This window comes from Pseudomonas sp. NPDC087342, from assembly GCF_044744265.1.
Classification (GTDB): Bacteria; Pseudomonadota; Gammaproteobacteria; order Pseudomonadales; family Pseudomonadaceae; genus Aquipseudomonas; species Aquipseudomonas nunensis.
Map to the genome: position 1 here is coordinate 139,740 of NZ_JBIUXZ010000004.1, position 18,713 is coordinate 158,452.

Consider the following 18,713-nt stretch of genomic DNA (forward strand, 5'->3'; position numbering starts at 1 on the left):
GACTATCAGAACAATATCTTCGCCACATCTGCAAAACGCTTGGCGAAGTGCACGGTTATCCCTTCTTTCAGGTACTCCGGCAATTCCTCAAAGCTGCCACGGTTAGGCTCCGGCAGGATCAATTCAAAGATTTTCTGACGCCGTGCCGCGATCACTTTCTCGCGCACCCCGCCAATCGGCAGAACATGCCCGGTCAGCGTCAGTTCGCCGGTCATGGCGATGCCTTTTTTCGGCGCCTGGTTGCGGGCCAGGGACAGCAGGGCGCTGGCCATGGTCACGCCGGCGCTCGGGCCGTCTTTCGGGGTGGCGCCTTCCGGGACGTGGAGGTGGACGAAGGCTTCGTCGAAGAACTTCGGATCACCGCCAAACGACTTCAGGTTGGAACTGACGTAGCTGTAGGCGATTTCCGCCGACTCTTTCATCACGTCGCCCAATTGCCCGGTGAGTTTGAAGCCACGGTTAAGCGTATGGATCCGCGTCGCTTCAATCGGCAGGGTCGCGCCGCCCATGCTGGTCCAGGCCAGCCCGGTAATCACGCCGGTGCCGGACAGCACTTGCTCGTTACGGAACACCGGATGGCCGAGCGAGGCTTCGAGGTCTTTCGGGCCGATCTTGATCACCGCTTTCGGCTCGTCGATCAACTTGACCACGGCTTTGCGCACCAGTTTGCCCAGTTCTTTTTCCAAGTGGCGCACCCCGGCTTCACGGGCATATCCGTCGATCAATGCTTTCAACGCGCTGTCGCTGATGCTTAGGCTGCCTTTGGACACGCCGGCCTTTTCCAGTTGTTTCGGCCACAGGTGACGCTTGGCGATGGCGATTTTTTCTTCGGTGATGTAACCCGACAGGCGAATCACTTCCATCCGGTCGAGCAACGGGCCGGGGATCGAGTCCAGGGTGTTGGCGGTGCAGACGAACAGCACTTTCGACAAGTCCAGACGCAGGTCCAGATAGTGGTCGAGGAATTCGACGTTCTGTTCCGGGTCGAGGGTTTCCAGCAGCGCCGAGGCCGGGTCGCCCTGGTAGCTCTGGCCCATCTTGTCGATCTCGTCGAGCATGATCACCGGGTTCATCACTTCGACGTCTTTCAACGCCTGGACGAGTTTGCCCGGTTGCGCACCGATGTAGGTGCGGCGATGGCCCTTGATCTCGGCCTCGTCGCGCATGCCACCGAGGCTGAAACGGTAGAACGGCCGACCGAGGGATTCGGCGATGGATTTGCCGACGCTGGTCTTGCCCACGCCCGGCGGACCCACCAGCAGCACGATAGAGCCGCTGATCTCGCCCTTATAGGCACCGACCGCGAGGAATTCGAGGATGCGGTCCTTGATGTCATCGAGGCCGGCGTGGTGTTTGTCCAGCACCTTGCGCGCGTGCTTGAGGTCGAGTTTGTCCTCGCCATACACGCCCCACGGCACCGAAGTCGCCCAGTCGAGGTAGTTGCGGGTGACCGCGTACTCCGGCGAACCGGTCTCGAGGATCGACAGCTTGTTCATTTCCTCTTCGACGCGTTTCTGCGCCTGCGGCGGCAGCACTTTGCCTTCCAGGCGTTGCTCAAACTGCTCGATGTCGGCGCTGCGATCATCCTTGGTCAGCCCCAGTTCCTGCTGGATGACCTTGAGCTGTTCCTTGAGGAAGAACTCGCGCTGATGCTCGCCGATCTTGCGGTTCACTTCGGCGGAGATTTCTTTCTGCAGGCGCGCGACTTCGACTTCCTTGCGCAGCATCGGCAGGACTTTCTCCATGCGCTTGAGCATCGGCACGCAGTCGAGCACTTCTTGCAGCTCGCCACCGGTGGCGGACGTGAGCGCAGCGGCGAAGTCGGTCAGCGGCGACGGATCGTTGGGGCTGAAGCGGTTGAGGTAATTCTTCAACTCTTCGCTGTACAGCGGGTTGAGCGGCAACAGTTCTTTGATCGCATTGATCAGCGCCATGCCGTAGGCCTTGACCTCGTCGGTCGGCTCGGTCGGCTGGTGCGGGTACTCGACTTCCACCAGGTACGGCGGGCGATGGTGCTTGAGCCAGGTCTTGATCCGCACGCGGGTCAGACCCTGGGCGACGAACTGCAACTTGCCGTTTTCACGACTGGCGTGGTGCACCTTGACCAGCGTGCCGTACTCCGGCAACGCGCCCGTATCGAAATGGCGCGGATCTTCCTGGGGCGTGTCCATGTAGAACAGGGCCAGGGAGTGATGATCGGATTTGCTGACCAGGTCCAGTGTTTCCGCCCACGGTTCTTCATTAACGATTACCGGCAGCACTTGGGCCGGGAAGAACGGGCGATTGTGGATCGGGATGATGTAAACCTTGTCCGGCAGGTTCTGGCCAGGCAGGGCGAGGCCTTTACCGGTGGAATGGTGTTCAATGTGGTCTGTTTCGGCGTAATCGCTCGGGTCTTCAGGGAATTCTTGCTGGTCGCTCATGGGGCACCTGCGCAATGGGGTATGGGTCTTAGATGGGGCAGGTGGGGGGTGGTTTCAATGGGCAGCGATATTTCAGGGTGTGTGTTCAGGGTTTTGACAGGTCATTGTCCCTGTAAACACTGATTAACCACTGTGGGAGCGGGCTTGCTCGCGAAAGCGGTGTGTCATTCAGCAATGATGTTGACTGATACACCGCTTTCGCGAGCAAGCCCGCTCCCACATGGGTTCCGAGCAGCCACAAAAAAGGCGACCCCCTCACAGGAGTCGCCTTTCGTTAACCGCCGCTAAAACTTACTCGGACAGTTTGTACGCCATCACATAGTCACCTTGCTTGGTGCCCAGCGAGCCGTGGCCGCCGGCAACGACGAGCACGTATTGCTTGCCGTCCTTGCCGGTGTAGGTCATCGGCGTGGTTTGGGCGCCGGCTGGCAGGCGGCCTTCCCACAGTTGCTTGCCGTTTTTCACGTCATAGGCACGCAGGTACTGGTCGAGGGTGCCGCTCAGGAAGGCAACGCCACCGGCCGTGGTGAACGTGCCGCCCAGGCTAGGTACGCCCATGCTCAGCGGAATTGGAACCGGCGAGCTGTCGCGCACGGTGCCGTTTTTGTGTTTCCAGATGACTTTGCTGGTGGTCAGGTCGACCGCAGTCACGTAACCCCAGGCCGGTGCCTGGCACGGCAGGCCCATTGGCGACAGCAGCGGTTCCAGGATCACGCCGTATGGCGCGCCTTTGTTCGGCTGCACGCCTTCGGTTTCGCTTTTACGCGGGCCTTGGGCAGCGATTTCGGCGGCCGGGATCAGTTTCGATTTGAACGCCATGTAATCCGGGTTCATGAAAGCGATCTGGCGTACCGGGTCAACCGAGATACCGCCCCAGTCGAACACGCCGAAGTTGCCTGGATAAACGATCGAACCTTGCAACGATGGCGGAGTGAACGGGCCTTCGTAGCGCATGGACTTGAAGTCGATCCGGCAGATCAGTTGGTCGAACGGGGTGACGCCCCACATGTCGCGTTCTTTCAACGGCGGCGGCATGAGGTTGAGGTCGGATTTCGGTTGGGTTGGCGAAGTGTGATCACCGGCGACAGCACCTTGCGGGACTGGCACTTCGTTGATCGGCACAATCGCTTTGCCGGTGCTGCGATCCAGTACGTAGATGCTGCCTTGCTTGGTGGACGCGAGGACCGCTGGCTTAACACCGTCAGCAGTTTTCAGGTCCATCAGGGTTGGCTGGCCGCCGACGTCCATGTCCCACAGGTCATGGTGAGTGAACTGGAAGTGCCACTTCACATGCCCGGTGTTGATGTCCAGGGCAGTCAGGCCGGCTGCGTGCAGTTCCGACTCAGGGGTACGCGCGCCACCGAACTGGTCCGGGGTCTGGTTGCCCATTGGCAGGTAGAGCATGCCGAGTTTTTCGTCGACCGCGAACATGGACCACATGTTCGGCGAGTTGCGGGTGTAGGTCTTGCCTTCAGCAATCGGCGTGGTGTCGTCCGGGTTGCCGCTGTCCCAGTTCCACACCAGTTTGCCGGTGTGCACGTCGAACGCGCGGATTACGCCGCTTGGTTCGTCGGTGGAAACGTTGTCGGTCACGTGGCCGCCAATCACCACCAGGTCTTTAGTGACCGCTGGAGGCGAGGTGGAGTAGTAACCGCCGGCCGCGAAGCCGCCGATGTTGGCGCTGAGGTCGATCTGGCCTTTGTTGCCGAAGTCTTCGCACATCTTGCCAGTGTCGGCGTTCAGGGCGATCAGACGGGTGTCGGCGGTCGGCAGGAAGATCCGGCGCGGGCAAGCGTTGCTGGCGGCAGCCGGGCTGGCGCTGCCGGTCGGGCTCTGCTCGGACGCGTACACGGCGTCATCGTGATACGACACGCCACGGCAGGTCATGTGTGCCCAACCCTTGAAGTTCGCCGCGTTTTGCGTGGAGAGCTTCGGATCGAAACGCCAGATTTCCTTGCCGGTGTCCGGGTCCAGCGCGATCACCTGGCTGTGAGGCGTGCAGACATAGAGCATGCCGTTGACTTTCAGCGGGGTGTTTTCGGCAGTGGTTTCGCCCGGATCGTTAGGACCAGGGATGTCGCCAGTGCGGAAAGTCCAGGCCGGAACCAGCTTGTGCGCGTTTTCCGGGGTGATCTGCGCCAGTGGCGAGTAACGATCACCGTGGGCGCTGCGGCCGTAGGAGTTCCAGTCACCGTCCGGCATGGCCGGGGCAGTGTTGGTCATGCCCGGCACGCTGTCGCGGTCCAGTTGACCTTTGGTTTCACCCGGGCTGGTGAACTGGCTGGCCAGTGCAGCGGCGCCAGCGAGTACAACTGCGACGCTCAGTGCGCCAGTGCCCATCGGCGCAGGGCCGGTGCGCAACAGCGGACGGCGGAACCACGGCAGCAACATGACGATGCCCAGCGCAAACAGCATCGCCAGACGCGGCACCAGTTGCCACCAGTCGAGGCCGACTTCCCACAATGCCCAAACGGTACTGGCGAACAACACCAGTGCGTACAAGCCCAGTGCGGCGCGGCGAGCGGCAATCAGCAGCACGCCGGTCAGCGCCAGGCCGATACCGGCCAGCAGGTAATACAGCGAGCCGCCGAGCATGCTCAGCTTGATACCGCCGGCCAGCATGGCCAGGCCCATTAGCAGAAGCAGGATACCGAGCAGGCTCGGTAGCAGACGGCTTCGACTCAAAGCACCATCAGTGCTCATAGTGTGGTTCTCCGTGACGTTTTAAGTAGTCCCGCGCAAGTTCACTGTAGATGACGATCTGGCGTGGGCATGGTTCAGTTATAAAAGTGAAACTGTTCCTGTAGGAGCGAGGCTTGCCCGCGAAGGCGGTGTGTCAGCCAACATCAGTGTTGAATGTGACGGCCTCTTCGCGGGCAAGCCTCGCTCCTACAGGGGGGGCAGCAGTTTTAGAAGGATGAGGTGATCTTGATCCCGCCGATCAGTGCGTCATCGACCTTGTCCACGCCACCGGGGTGGCGGATGTATTGCAGGTTCGGGCGCACGGTCAGCCAATTGGTCACGTGCACGCCGTAATAGAGCTCTGCGCTGTATTCGGTGTCTTGCGGCGGCAGGAATGACGGGTCGTCATAGTCGTAGACGGCGCGGGCCTGATTGGTCGCTTCGGCGTTCTTGCGGTAGGCCGGGTTGACGTGGACACGGGCCAGGGCAAAACCGATGTCGTCCTTGGCGCGAGCATCGAACAAGCCTTTGTAAACCACGCCCGCCTGGACATAGTTGTCGATAGCGTTGGTCTTCTTGTCGTGCATCGTGCCGTTGGCGAACACGCTCAAGCCACGCGAGTTATCGCTGGCGCGGCTGGTGATCTGCTGCTGCACACCGAGCCACACGCCGTGCTTGCTCGACGCGCTGCGATAGGCCTCGCCACTCAGGGCGGCGGGCTGGCCATTGCTGTCCTTGTAGGCGTCGGTGGCCTTGGCGTTGCTGTAGTAATAACCAACGCGGTACTCGCCCGGCAGGCCATTGAGTTTCGGCGTCCACACCAGCTCAATCGGCAGGATCGCGCCCTGGGTGCCGCTGCCGCTGAGCTTGAAGCCATTGCCGCGATCGAGGTTCGACGGGTTCTGCTCATAAGCGCCAACCTGCGCGTACAACTCCGGCGTCAGGTGATATTTGACCCGCATTGCCCACTGGCTGACCGGCCAGTTGTACCAGATGCCACCGACCCAGTTGCCGACTTGCGAGCCGCAAAACGCCAGGTTCTGGAAGTCGCAGGGGAAGCTGTTGAAGTCTTCACCTTCGCCAAAGCGGCCGACCTTGATGTCGAGCTTCTGGTCGAAGAATTTCTGCTGATACCACATCTGCGTCAGGCGCCAGGTCTGGCCACGGCCCCAGACTTCCTGGGCCGACGTGAAGCCGCCGACCCGTGGATCATTGATCCGGTCGTTGCTGATGTTGTTGCCGCTGCGTTCGGTGATGGTCAGCTGAAAATCGGCGTCGTCCCAGCCAAGGATCTTCTGCAAATCCAGATGCGTGCCGAGGGCGAACTGATCGCTGTAGCGCGCGGTGCGGTCATGGTCATAGCCGCCGTGCAGGTTGCTGCCCATTTCGCCGGTGTAATCGACTTTGAAGTCGTAGCCCTTTTCCGAAAGTTCGGTGCGCGTGCCGTTCCAGTCGCCGAGCATCCACTTTGAATCGCTATCGAAAGCCGGGGCCGCGTGAACGCAAGTGGCAAGGCCGAAGGCGCTGAGGCCGCCGATCAGGTTCAAGGCTTTTCGGTGGGACACAGGGGTGGAGACAGCGCTGTCTCGCGGAGTTGGAAAGTCGGGCATAAAGTAGAAATTCTTGATCTTTTTCTGGGGGTGAACTGAACGCAACGGGGTGGAACGGGCAGTGAAGCGTTTCAGCTGAAGGGCGGCAGGATAATGATCTGTTACAAAGAGAGAAAGCGCTTTTACTGACATGCAGCGTTTCGGATTTGGTAACAGTCGTCTGCGACAGGGCGCCGCAGGCAGAAAATACCCCTTGTAGGAGCGAAGCTTGCTCGCGAAAGCGCCGGTTCAGCCAACATCAATGTTGAATGCCAGGACGCCTTCGCGAGCAAGCTTCGCTCCTACAGGGGGTTGTGGGGCTGAATATCGGTCAGTTGCCCTCGACGATGCCGGCGACTTTGCGCTCCCGAGTCCAGGTCAGCACAAAGTGCGCCACCAGGCCAAAGATCAGCCCCCAGAACGCCGCAGCCAACCCGAGGAAACTCATGCCCGAAGCCGTCACCAGGAAGGTGATCAGCGCGGCTTCCCGTTGTTTCTCATCGGCCATGGCGCCAGTCAGCCCGGCGCTGATTGCACCGAACAGGGCCAGCCCGGCGAGGGAGGCAATCAGCTCTTTGGGCAGGGCGGAAAACACCGAGGCCAGGGTCGCACCGAAGGTGCCCATCAGGATGTAGAACACCCCGCAGGCGATCCCGGCGATGTAGCGTTTGTCACGGTCTTCGTGGGCTTCGCGGCCAGTGCAGATTGCAGCGGTAATCGCTGCCAGGTTAAAGCCGTGGGAGCCGAACGGCGCCATCAGGATCGAGCCAATCGCGGTGACCGAAATGATCGAGCGCGCCGGGGTGTTGTAGCCCGAGGTGCGCAACACCGCCATACCGGGCACGTACTGGCCGGTCAGGGTTACCAGGGCCAGCGGCAGGCCAATGTTGATGATCGCGTGCCAGTTCCACTCGGGGGCGATGAAGACCGGGTGGGCCACCGCGATGGTGATCGAACCGCTGTTGAGTTCACCGAAGAAAGCTGCCACGGCGCAACCGACAATCAGTACCGACAAAATCGTGTAGCGCGGCGAAAGGCGTTTGCAGATCAGGTACGCCGCGATCATCGATAGCACCAATGCCGGTTGCAGCTTGATCGAGGTGAACAGCTCGGCGCCGAAGCGGAACAGAATCCCCGCGAGCATGGCGGCGGCGATGGCTTTGGGCAGACGACTCATCAGTTTGTCGAACGCGCCGGACAACCCGACGATGGCGATGATCACTGACGCCACCACATAAGCGCCGATGGCCTGGGGCAGGGTGACGCCGGGTAGCATCGACACCAGCAACGCCGCACCCGGGGTCGACCACGCGGTGATCACCGGAACCCGCAATCGCCAGCTCAGAAACAGCCCGGTAATGCCGCTGCCGATGGAAATTGCCCAGATCCACGAAGACACCACGTCGTTGGGCAGGTGCGCTTCCTTGGCTGCCTGAAATACGATGATCAACGGGCCGGCGTAGGAAATGATCACGGCGATAAAACCTGCAATCACCGCTGACAGGGATAGATCTTTTCTGAGTGTGTCCATGGCGTCTCGACTTGGCGCGGCACAGGCGCGCAGTGATCAGGAAAGGATTGAGTCGATTGATTCGATTCGTGGTGAGTGTATTTGAATGGATTGAGTTGATTCAATGTCGAAAGTGCGGGTTCAGGTTAATTAACGCGTAGCTGCGTTTATCTTATTGATTTATAAGTTTTATTATTTTTGTTGTAGTTATTGGTTGTTTTTTGATCGTAGCAATCGACTCAATTTGACAAATCAGGCAGCCTGCAAAGGGTCAGACATCGATGTGATATGCTCCGATTTTTCTCATTTCTACGATGGGCAGCAATTATTCATGTGGGTTCCCCAGCTAAGCGAGTTCAGCCAGCCGATGTATTTGTCGATAGCCGATGCATTGGCGCGCGACATCAACAACGGCGTGTTGAACCAGGGCGATCGCCTGCCGACCCTGAGAGAGTTGGCCACCACGCTGAACGTCACGCCGGGCACCATCAGCCGCGCCTATAGCGAGGCCCATCGGCGCGGGTTGGTGCAGGGGGAGGTGGGGCGCGGCACTTATGTGCAAGGCCAGCCGCTGCTCGAATTGCCGACAAGTCCGGCTCCGACGGCGCTGAACCTGGGGCAGTCCGAACTGCTCGATCTTTCGATCATCAAGCCCTACAGCGAAACCCTGGAATACTGGCTGCGCGATGCGCTGATCGGCATGGCCAAGAGCACCGATTTCGCGCGTGCCCTGGATTACGCGCCAGACGGTGGTCACCCGGCGCACCGCGAGGCGGGCGCGCAGTTTTTGCGGCAGTGGTTGCCCGATGCGCAATGGCAGCAAGTGGTGATTACCGCCGGTGCCCAGCATGGCTTGATGGTGGCGATGAGTGCCCTGACCAACGCCGGCGATCTGGTGCTCTGCGAGGAACTTTGTTACCCCGGCATCATTTCCCTGGCGCATGGGCTGGAGCGACGCCTGGGTGGCGTGGCGATGGACGATGAAGGAATCATTCCCGAAGCGTTGCGCGAACTCTGTCTGCGCGAGAAACCGGCGATGCTGGTGTGCGTGGCGACGTGCCAGAACCCGACGACGGCGATCATGTCGCAAAAACGCCGGGCGCAAATCGCGGCATTGGCCGAAGAGTTCGACTTCCTCATCCTCGACGATGACATCTATGGTTTTCTCGCGACCGATCCGTCGATCAAGCCGCTGTCGGCGTTTGCACCGGAGCGTTCGGTGTACCTGACCAGTCTGTCGAAGTCGATCATGCCGGCGCTGCGGATCGGTTACCTGTACAGCCCGCCCAAACTGCTGTCGCGCCTGACCTCGATGGTGCGCAGCAGCGTCTGGATGCCGTCGCCGCTGACCGCGCAACTGGCCAGCAATGTGATCACCGAAGGCCTGGACAAAAAACTCATCCGCATCCAGCGCGATGAAGCGGCCGCACGGCAAGCCATTGCCCGGGAAATCTTTGCCGGTTTCGAACTCAAGACCCAGCCGTACTCCTATCACGTCTGGCTGACCTTGCCCGAGCCGTGGACCAGCGACGAGTTCACCATGCTGGCCCGGGCCAACGGTGTGCTGGTGCTCAGTGGCACTCAGTTCCAGGCCGAACGCAGTGGCTCGACCCGTTGCGTACGGTTGGTGTTGATGTCGCCCACCAGCCACGACGAACTGCGCTTTGCGTTGACTAAACTGGCCAGCCTGATCGACTCCGACCCGCGTCGGTATTACTGAGTCCACGATCACAGTCTTTGTAGGAGCCAAGCTTGCTGGCGAAGGCGGCGTGTCAGGCAACCTCAATCTCGACTGACACGCCGCCTTCGCCAGCAAGCCTGGCTTCTACACAAAGCGGTTGTTGGCCTACAGTTAACTGAGCGCTTCCACCCATCGAAACCGTCGGCTAAGGTGCGCGCCTTCTCATTCTTTCTTCGCGCAAAGGCCCGGCATGACCGAACAGAACAACAACCCGCTGCACGGCGTGACTCTGGAACAGATCCTCAACGCCTTGGTTGAACACTACGAGTGGTCGGGGCTGGCCGAGCGTATCGACATCCGCTGCTTCAAGAGTGACCCGAGCATCAAGTCGAGCCTGACATTCCTGCGCAAAACCCCGTGGGCGCGGGAGAAGGTCGAACGCCTGTACGTGAAGTTGATGCGCACCAAGCGTCCGGTCTGAACATGCTGATCCCCACTGTCGCGAGGCGCCGCTGTATTGCCGTGGCGGCGGTGCTGGGCTGGGCAGGTTTGACTGTTCAGATGTACTTGATCCTCGGCACCCGCTGGGAGATCGGCGCCAGCCTGCTGGGCGGGCTGATGAGTTTCTTCAGCTTCTTCACCGTACTGACCAACACCTTGGTGGCCGTGGTGCTGACCTGCGAGCTGACGGCGCGGGAGTCGGCGGCGAAACGCTGGTTTCTGCAACCGGCGGTCAGCAGTGGGATTGCCGTGAGCATCGCCGTGGTCGCGCTCGCCTACAGCCTGTTGTTGCGCCATCTGTGGCACCCCGAAGGCTGGCAGTTGCTCGCCGATGAATTGCTGCACGACATCCTGCCGCTGCTGTTTCTGGTTTATTGGTGGTGCTGCGTGCCCAAGGGGACGTTGCGCGTGCGGCACATCGCCTTGTGGGTGATTTACCCGCTGGTGTATTTCGCCTATGCGCTGCTGCGCGGGCATCTGCTGGGGGCTTATCCGTATCCGTTCATTGATGTGAGCACGCTGGGTTATCCACAGGTGTTTCTCAATGCCGGGGGGATATTGGTGGGGTTTGTCGCGATTGCGTTGGTGATCGTTGGATTGGATCGGTGGCGAAAGCCGAATGTGTGAATACTGAAGATCAAATGTGGGAGCGAGCCTGCTCGCGAAAGCGGTGGGTCAGTCAACTTGGTGTCTCGGCTGACGGCCTCTTCGCGAGCAGGCTCGCTCCCACAGGGGAGATTTTCGTTGAAGCTTATTCCTCGTCAGAGTCACCCAGCCGCCAGTACCCCACCGCTTTAACGAACTGATCATCCAGCCCATGCTCATCGAGCAGCACCCGGCGGATCTGCCGTGACACTTTGCTCTCGGTCGCGATCCACGCGTACAGGTTGCCGCTTGGCACTTGCAGTTGTTTCACGGCGTTCAGCAGGTTGTTCTTGCCGCCGTCGCGCAGCACCCAGATCACATTCACCTGCGCGGCGCTTTCCAGGCGTTGCTGTTCGGCGCCGTTCTCGACTTCGATGATCACCAGCGCGCGGCGATTGGCCGCCAGGCCTTCCAGGCGTCGGGCGATGGCGGGCAGGGCGGTTTCGTCGCCGATCAGCAGGTAGCTGTCGAAGATGTCCGGCACGATCATCGAGCCCCGTGGGCCGCCGATGTGCAGGAACTGCCCCGGCTTGGCCTGCTCGGCCCAGGTCGAGGCAGGGCCGTCGCCGTGCAGGACGAAATCGATGTCCAGCTCCAGCGTGTCCAGATCATAACGGCGCGGCGTGTAGTCGCGCATTTCCGGCATCGGCTGATCGGTTTTACCGGCACCGAGCACCAGGGTTTCCAGCGCCGCCGTTTGCGCCGCGTTCTGCGGGAACAGCAATTTGACGTGATCGTCGGTGCCGAGGCTGACAAAGCCTGCCAACTCTGGCCCACCGAGGGTAATCCGGCGCATGCGCGGGGTCAGGTCGACCACCCGCAAGACTTCCAGCCGACGGCGTTTGATTTCGTGCATGACGCGGTGAATGGTCTGGTTTTCAAAAACGACATTCATTCGGCGTTCTCCTGGGCGGCTTGAACGGCGGGGCCGTCGACGATGGCTTTGGCGGTGTTGTTGAGCAGGGCGGCGACACGCAGGATTTCTTCCGCGCTCCAGCGCCCGTGATGCAATTGCAGCGCATGACGCAGGTTGTGCACCGCTTCATGGATTTCAGCCGGGCGGTCATGCCCGCGCAACGAGCGTTTGCTGACGTCGATGCGCATCCGCACGCCTTCCAGGGCAATCGCCTGTTCACTCAGGGACAGACGTCCGGCGTCAGTCACGCTGTAGCGTTTTTTCCCGCCCTCGGCATCGCCGGTGATCATTTCGCTTTCTTCCAGGAACGTCAGGGTCGGGTAGATCACACCGGGGCTGGGGCTGTAGGCGCCATCGAACATGCCTTCGATCTGGCGGATCAGGTCGTAGCCGTGGCACGGCTGTTCGGCGATCAATGCCAGCAGCAGCAGCTTCAAATCTCCGGGTGCGAACACCCGAGGGCCACGGCCGCCGCGTTCGCGGCCAGGGCGTTTCTCGAAGCCGTCGCGGCCGTCACCGTGTTCGCGGTGGGAATGATGGTCTCTCATTTTTTGCCTTCTCTCGTCGTGTTTAGATACAACTTAAGATATATCTTTAGGCGAAGGCAAGGCGTTTTTCCTAGGACGTTTCTCTCGACCGACGAGCGGTGGGGTCCACGTAGGGGCGCGGTTCATCACATTGGGACCGGTATTGAGTGTGGGGACGGAAATAACTTTAAAGTTAAAGTTATAACTCTATTAGTTGCTGGAACTATAGGATAGGTGCCTCTTCGCCCTGCAATTTGAAGTTGAAAAGGCTGTATGGTTTTTTCGATAAAACTGTATGTAGTCCGGTGCTGACAGTTGCCCGTCAATAATTCGCAATTTCGTTCTTTTTTCTGGCTTGTCACAGAGGCGTTTAACTACGCGATCATCGGAAGTTACTTGCTTACTTTCCAGAGACATTGGCCGATCATTTGCCGACATTGAAAGTTCAGCCGACATCGCCGCGACGTGTTTCGCCACGGCGTCGTTTGAACTTTCAATGAGCCCTTTATATTGAAAAGACAGGTACTGACCGATGTTCAAGAAAATGACTATTGCTGCTCCCCTGGCAGTTCTGGCGCTGACCTCCTCCGTTGTGTTCGCCGCCGGTGAAGCCAAGCACACCATCAACCTCGTGGCCCACGTGCCTACCAACGGCTTCTATGTGGTGCCTGTCGACCCGGACCTGATCAACAAGGATCAGCGCATGGACTTCCAACCGACCACTGGCCAAATGGCCGAGGTCAATGGCTTCTTTGATATGCGCAACAACAATGGTTCGGTACACGCCAGTGTCGTGTCGGCGCCACGCCTGCTCTCAGGTGCCTCCGCCATTAACTTGAAAGTCGAAATCAATGGCCGGGAACTGACCACGACACCGCAAATGGTTGTGGGTGAAACCGAGTCCAACGTGAACTACCGCGCACCGCTGCGTATTAGCGCTACCGGCACCACGTTCGCACCGGGCGACTACACCGGTGAAGTGGCGATGATCTTTGATGCCGTGCCACCGGTTATCTAACTTGCGCCGTTAGCGTTAACCGACGGCCCAGCAACTTTGTTGGCCCGTCGGACTTCCATTTGTTTGCAACCAGAGTACGTGTTCATGTTCCCGATGACTCCCATCGCGGCTGCGCTTGCGCTGTTGTTTTGTGCCAGCGCGGTGGCGGCTCCGGTTTCCGCCGGTTCTACACCGCGAAGTCTGTTGGCCCAGGCCAAAGGCCTGCCGGCGGAATTCGAGGAGCACTTTTTTGATGTGCCGCTGGCGGTTCGCGTGGAACTCGATCAGCAGCCGTTGGGAGAGGCGATGATCGTGCTGTCCCGCGATGACCGCGTCACCCTGCTCGAATTTACCGACACCAGCGACAGTCGGTTCAGCGCCGCCGAGCGCGACACCTGGGCCGGTTACCTCAAGACCGGCGTGGCCTTGGGCGCCTGCACGGGAAAATGCCCGGAACAGATGCTGGCGCTGCACTACAACCTGGAAAACTCGCTGGTGTCGATCGTCACCGAACATGCCGAGCGCGACACCGAGGTCAAACGCTACTACGACCAGCCCGAAGGTGGCAGCAGTGGCCTGATGCTGCGCAATCAGCTCAACCTCAATGGCGGTCAGGACCAGGATCTGGGCGGTCGCTATGGCCTGGAAGCGAGTGGCAGCCTCGGTAACTGGAGCCAGACCTTCAACATGCAACTGGCCCGTCTCGGCGGACCGGATGACCAGCTCTATCACGCAGTACACGAGCTCTACACCCAGCGCGAATTGCAGGGCCGTTTTTTTCGCCTGGGTTACTTCACCCCCAATTCCGAAGGGCTGACCCGCCAACCGCGCACGTTTGGCACCAGCCCCGACACCGCCGTCGGCGTCATGCTCGGCAGTTCCGACAGCCTGGCGATCAACACGCCGACGCCCAGCGTTTATCCGATCTACGTCACGGCCAACCGCCAGGCCTCGGTGGAAATCCTGCGCGACGGTTTGCTGATCAATACCCAATCGGTGCCTGCCGGGTTGCAGACCCTCGATACCCGGCCATTGCCCGGTGGTATCTACGAAGTCGAAGTGCGGCTGATCGAAGACGGCCAGATCACCAGCACCACCCAGGAGCTGGTCTACAAGCCCAATAACTGGCGCAACCTCGATGAGCGCTGGCGCTACAACCTGTTTGCCGGGCAGGAACAGAAACTGCTCAGCAACTGGGACCAACAGGCCAGCGGCAGCGCGACCGCCGGGGCATCGCTCAACTACCTGATGCACCCCCGGGCGATCCTCGGGCTGTCGGCGCGGCAGATTCGCGAAAAGCTGCAATACGGCACGTCCATCGACTGGACCCTGGCCAATCACATCAGCCTGTATGCCAACGTCTACCAGACCCAGGACCACGGCACCGGCCTCGATCTGCAAAGTCTTTACAACTACGGCTCCGGCAGTGTGGTCATCAGCCACAACCGCAGTTGGCTGGACACCACCAACACCTACGACACCCTGCCCGATGGCACGCGGGTGCGGCAGCGTAATGTGTTTGTCGGCGAGACCAGCAATTCCTCCCTGGCGCTCAATCATCGCCTCAACAGCAAAAACTCAGTGAATGCCCGGGTGTCCCACAGCGAGGGCAACACCGAAGGTTTGGGCGTGGATTTGGGCTGGACCCAGCGTACTGTGCTGTTCGGCAGTGATGCCAACTGGCGGCTGGCGCTGTTCGACCGGCCCGGCAGTTTCAGCAGCGGCGACGAGCGCAATCGCGGGGTCGACCTGAGCCTCAACCTGGCACTGGGCGCACGGGGCCAACAGTTCACCGGCAGCATCGGTTCGCGGACCGCTCGTGATGGCGGTCGCGACAACAACGCATCCCTCGGCTGGCGCAAGGATTTGAAGGATCACGCGCTGCAAAGCGTCTCTGTCACCGCGCTTTCCGACACCTATGGCCTCGGTCTGTCGAGCCTGGCCAGTTTTCGCACCGAGGCGCTCAGTGGCGACGGCTTTGTCCAGCGCTCTTCTTACAACGACAACTTCACCGGTGGCCTGAACGTCGACAGCACGCTGGTCATCGGCGGCCAGCAAATGGTCCTGACCAGTGAACATCAGGTGCGGGGTGCGGGGCTGATTGTCGATGTGGAATCCGATATCGACGGTATCGCGTTGCGCGCCGACGATTTCAGCGGCGGCAGCGCAGCGCTGAAACCAGGGCGCAATTTCATCCCGATTACCGCCTACCAGAACAGCTCCGTGAGTTTCGATTTCGAGGGCAATCACGTGCCCGCTGCCAGCATCGAACCGTCGCGCACCCGTTATCACTTGAACAAGGGCGGCGTGGAGTATCGCAAGGTGCGGGTGATGAAAACCCTGACCGTACTCGGTCGGCTGGTCGATTCCCAGGGGCAGCCGCTCAAGGGCCATCACGTAATCAACCACGCCAGTCGCGGGGTGACGGAAGTCGATGGCTTCTTCTCCATGGAAATGAATGCCGGTGCGCCGACGCTGGAAGTGCGCCAGGGCAATCAATTGCTCTGCCAGTTCCGCCTCGATGCCAGTCAGCATCGCAGCGAAAACAACGTGTTGATGATCGGTGACCTGCGGTGCACGCCGGACACCCTGGCCGACGTCAGCTCCACTGATCAGAAGGCAGGTTGAAACCTATGAAAATGTTCACGGGGTGGTTGGGGTTGGTGATGGCGGTGATGGTGCCGACCGCCGAAGCATTTAACCAGGAGATCCGGGCGTTGTTCACGCCGGACCCGGCGCAGCCGCAAAAAAATGTATTTATCAACAAGACGCCGGACAGTGGGTATTGCCGGGACTATCCCGACGAGTGCAAGCAACAAAACATGTTCAGCATTCGGATACCGGTGCGTTTTGGGCCCAGTTCAGCAATTGCGCCCGGCACTGGCGTCTCAGTCAAGGTACCGGCCAATTGGCGACAACTGACGGTTACCAACAGGGAAACCGGAGAATCGGAAACCGTCGAAGTGCGGATCACGGGGATCGGGTCGAATTACATCCTGAGCGATACCGCCGCCAATCTGACTGGCGTAACCGATCTGCGCGAAGGCCACTCCAGGCTATGGGGCGGTCAAAGCTGGGTTTATGCGGCGCCTCCCTGTGTGTACAGCGGTGTAGGACTCTTTACTGGCCCCACTTACCGTTTTTTCTGGAAGACTCCGGTAGAAGCGCTTTGCACCAAAGTGGCGGCATTCCGCATTCCGTACATGTCCTGGGACACCCTGGATTTTGCTTATGAGCTCCGAACGCCCAACCCACTTGGAATGTCGAGTGGGCTGTACACCGGATCCATGAACTATTTCCTCGGGCCGGGCCTGGATTTTGACATCGGCGGGCTGAACCCCGATGACGGCAACCTGACCCTGGACTTCGTCCTCGATGTGCAGCACACCCTGAAAGTGGACATTCCACCGGGTGGCAATCAAATCGTGCTGGAGCCGATTGGCGGCTGGCAGAGCTGGCTGGAGCAGGGCCGAAAACCGGTTCGTCTGGTGCGTGACCAGACTTTCCTGATCTCGGCCTCATCGCGGTTCACGATGAGGCTGGAGTGTGAGTGGGGTTTACCAGATGGTTGCGCCATTGTTGATCGTGTCACGGGTATAGCCGGCATCGTGGATGTCAGCGTCAGCCTGCCGAATGGGCTAATGGACAGTACCGGGCAAACGGTTAAGCGAATGCAGCTGAGTCGAGAGGCCTCAGTCGTGTTTCATCCCGCTTTCTATGCAGACCGCAAGCCGGGGAAGTTGCATTTCGAGATGCCCGAAAGCAGCACCAATCACGTGATATTGAATGCTCAGGGCAGGCCCTACTACGGCAACATCACGGTGATCTGGGATTCGGAAGTCTGACGGTACAAACACTCGCCATTTTTGAGGTTCAAGACCATGAAACGCCTGTTGTTGATGTGGGTTAGCAGTTTGTTTTGCCTGACGGCGCAGGCCGGGCCGCAGATTAATGTGGGCACGGTATACGACTACCTGGACGCTGATAAAAGTACGTACCTGAAACGGGTATTCAACAGTGGCGACAGCACTGCGTTCGTCAAGATCAATGTGTTGGAAATCCTCTATGACGCCGACGGCACGATTCGCGAAGTACCGATCGAGAGCGCGCCGGACGGCGCCTCGCGCCAGGGCATCATGGCCAGCCCGGCGCGCTTGATCGTGCCGGCCAAAGGCATGCAGGGTACGCGTTTGCTGTTCATGGGCGAGCGCGATAAAGAGCGCTACTTCCGCGTGCGTTTTGTGCCGGTTGTGCCGGAGAAAGAAGATGAGTTCGTGATCTCCAGCGAAGAGCGCGAAGACTATAAAAAGAGCCTGTCCGCCGGGGTCAACGTGATGACCGGTTTCGGCACAATCTTCTTCGTCCGTCCGAAGCACGCCCGCTTCGATACGGTCGTAAATGACAGCGCCGAGCGTTATGAACTGCGTAACAACGGCAACACCGTGGTGGTGGTCGATGAGTTCAAGAGTTGCTCGATCACCGACGAAAACGATTGTCGGCCGACCACCAAGCATCACGTGATGGCCGGCAAGACGTTCAGCTTCGACAAGGAAAAGGGACGCGAGCACCGCTTTATCGTGATCGAGGGCGACAGCAAAAAAGTGCTGACAATAGCCAGTCGATAGTGGCGGCTTCCAATTGACGCTGTGGGTAACAGACATGATCAAGCAATGCACGGTGACCGCACTGCTGACGGCAACGGCGCTGACGAGTCTTTCGGCAATGGCCGCCCGCGAGGAACACACTTTCGAAGTGTCCGTGACAGTGCCGACCCGGTCTTTTTACATCGTGCCGGCCGAAACGGGCTGGATTCATCGCGAGCAGATCCTGCCGTGGAACGTCGCGACTTCCCGATTGGGCAACCTGCGCAAATACTTCGACGTGCGGCACGACACCAGCGCCATTGAAGCGCGCCTGGAGGAGCAACCCTACCTCTCCAACGGGCGTCCGGCAGAAGACATCGCCTTGCGCGTGCGCTTCAACGGCGTGGAGTTGAGCCACGCCATCGAGCCCCGGCTGGTCGTGACTGCCGCCGATGCGGCGGTGGGTTCGCGGGTACTGCTGGAGATCGAGCCGCAGCAGCCTGCCGGGGGGTATCGGGCGGGGGATTACTACGGCAATGTGCTGTTGTTGTTCAATGCGCGGGCGCCGGGGGCGTAATGGTTGGCGAAAGCCCCTGTGGGAGCGGGCTTGCTCGCGAATGCGGTGTGTCATTCAGCATTGATTTCGACTGACACGGCCT

14 protein-coding genes are annotated in these 18,713 nt (G+C 59.9%); 8 read left to right on the forward strand and 6 right to left on the reverse strand.

Annotated elements, in window-relative coordinates; translation table 11 throughout:
* Positions 1–5: 5 nt before the first annotated feature.
* The 4 genes from lon to ACIOYV_RS13100 form a co-directional block, all read right to left on the reverse strand.
* Complete coding sequence (gene lon / locus ACIOYV_RS13085; RefSeq protein WP_163912308.1) at positions 6–2,423, reverse strand: endopeptidase La; 2,418 nt, start codon at positions 2,421–2,423, stop codon at positions 6–8.
* A gap of 291 nt (positions 2,424–2,714) precedes the next feature.
* Positions 2,715–5,126, reverse strand: coding sequence for a glucose/quinate/shikimate family membrane-bound PQQ-dependent dehydrogenase (locus tag ACIOYV_RS13090; protein WP_054045315.1), 2,412 nt, complete (start codon positions 5,124–5,126; stop codon positions 2,715–2,717).
* Between the two features lie 206 nt (positions 5,127–5,332).
* The gene (locus ACIOYV_RS13095) at positions 5,333–6,715 is read right to left on the reverse strand and encodes a carbohydrate porin (protein WP_401324185.1); all 1,383 of its coding nucleotides are present in this window, start codon (positions 6,713–6,715) and stop codon (positions 5,333–5,335) included.
* A 310-nt stretch (positions 6,716–7,025) separates the two neighbouring features.
* On the reverse strand, positions 7,026–8,225 hold the full coding sequence (locus ACIOYV_RS13100) for a benzoate/H(+) symporter BenE family transporter (RefSeq protein ID WP_401324187.1): 1,200 nt from the start codon (positions 8,223–8,225) through the stop codon (positions 7,026–7,028).
* Positions 8,226–8,535: 310 nt separating this feature from the next.
* On the opposite strand from ACIOYV_RS13100, the gene ACIOYV_RS13105 reads away from it, so the two are divergent.
* From ACIOYV_RS13105 to ACIOYV_RS13115, 3 genes are all read left to right on the forward strand, one after another.
* Positions 8,536–9,924 (forward strand): PLP-dependent aminotransferase family protein, encoded by a 1,389-nt coding sequence (locus tag ACIOYV_RS13105; protein WP_401324189.1) that lies wholly within the window; start codon positions 8,536–8,538, stop codon positions 9,922–9,924.
* A 211-nt stretch (positions 9,925–10,135) separates the two neighbouring features.
* Positions 10,136–10,366 carry a VF530 family DNA-binding protein gene (locus ACIOYV_RS13110; protein WP_007944895.1) on the forward strand — a complete coding sequence of 77 codons (231 nt, stop codon included), beginning with the start codon at positions 10,136–10,138 and terminating at the stop codon, positions 10,364–10,366.
* Between the two features lie 2 nt (positions 10,367–10,368).
* On the forward strand, positions 10,369–11,013 hold the full coding sequence (locus ACIOYV_RS13115; protein WP_401324190.1) for a Pr6Pr family membrane protein: 645 nt from the start codon (positions 10,369–10,371) through the stop codon (positions 11,011–11,013).
* Between the two features lie 124 nt (positions 11,014–11,137).
* Here ACIOYV_RS13115 and ACIOYV_RS13120 read toward each other — a convergent pair whose 3' ends face one another.
* Complete coding sequence (locus ACIOYV_RS13120; RefSeq protein ID WP_401324192.1) at positions 11,138–11,926, reverse strand: siderophore-interacting protein; 789 nt, start codon at positions 11,924–11,926, stop codon at positions 11,138–11,140.
* Entirely contained in the window at positions 11,923–12,495 is a 573-nt protein-coding gene (locus ACIOYV_RS13125) for a PadR family transcriptional regulator (RefSeq protein ID WP_401324194.1), read from the reverse strand. The genes ACIOYV_RS13120 and ACIOYV_RS13125 overlap by 4 nt, the downstream gene beginning before the upstream one ends.
* Positions 12,496–13,006: 511 nt before the next feature.
* Between ACIOYV_RS13125 and ACIOYV_RS13130 the strand changes: the two genes are divergently transcribed.
* From ACIOYV_RS13130 to ACIOYV_RS13150, 5 genes are all read left to right on the forward strand, one after another.
* Complete coding sequence (locus ACIOYV_RS13130) at positions 13,007–13,492, forward strand: CS1 type fimbrial major subunit (RefSeq protein WP_401324196.1); 486 nt, start codon at positions 13,007–13,009, stop codon at positions 13,490–13,492.
* 84 nt (positions 13,493–13,576) lie between these two features.
* Positions 13,577–16,099, forward strand: coding sequence for a CS1-pili formation C-terminal domain-containing protein (locus ACIOYV_RS13135; RefSeq protein ID WP_401324198.1), 2,523 nt, complete (start codon positions 13,577–13,579; stop codon positions 16,097–16,099).
* Between the two features lie 5 nt (positions 16,100–16,104).
* Positions 16,105–17,316, forward strand: a complete 1,212-nt coding sequence (locus ACIOYV_RS13140) for a hypothetical protein (protein WP_401324200.1) — start codon at positions 16,105–16,107, stop codon at positions 17,314–17,316.
* Positions 17,317–17,352: 36 nt separating this feature from the next.
* The gene (locus ACIOYV_RS13145) at positions 17,353–18,096 is read left to right on the forward strand and encodes a molecular chaperone (RefSeq protein ID WP_401324202.1); all 744 of its coding nucleotides are present in this window, start codon (positions 17,353–17,355) and stop codon (positions 18,094–18,096) included.
* A gap of 34 nt (positions 18,097–18,130) precedes the next feature.
* The gene (locus tag ACIOYV_RS13150) at positions 18,131–18,631 is read left to right on the forward strand and encodes a CS1 type fimbrial major subunit (RefSeq protein WP_401324203.1); all 501 of its coding nucleotides are present in this window, start codon (positions 18,131–18,133) and stop codon (positions 18,629–18,631) included.
* Positions 18,632–18,713 lie beyond the last annotated feature (82 nt).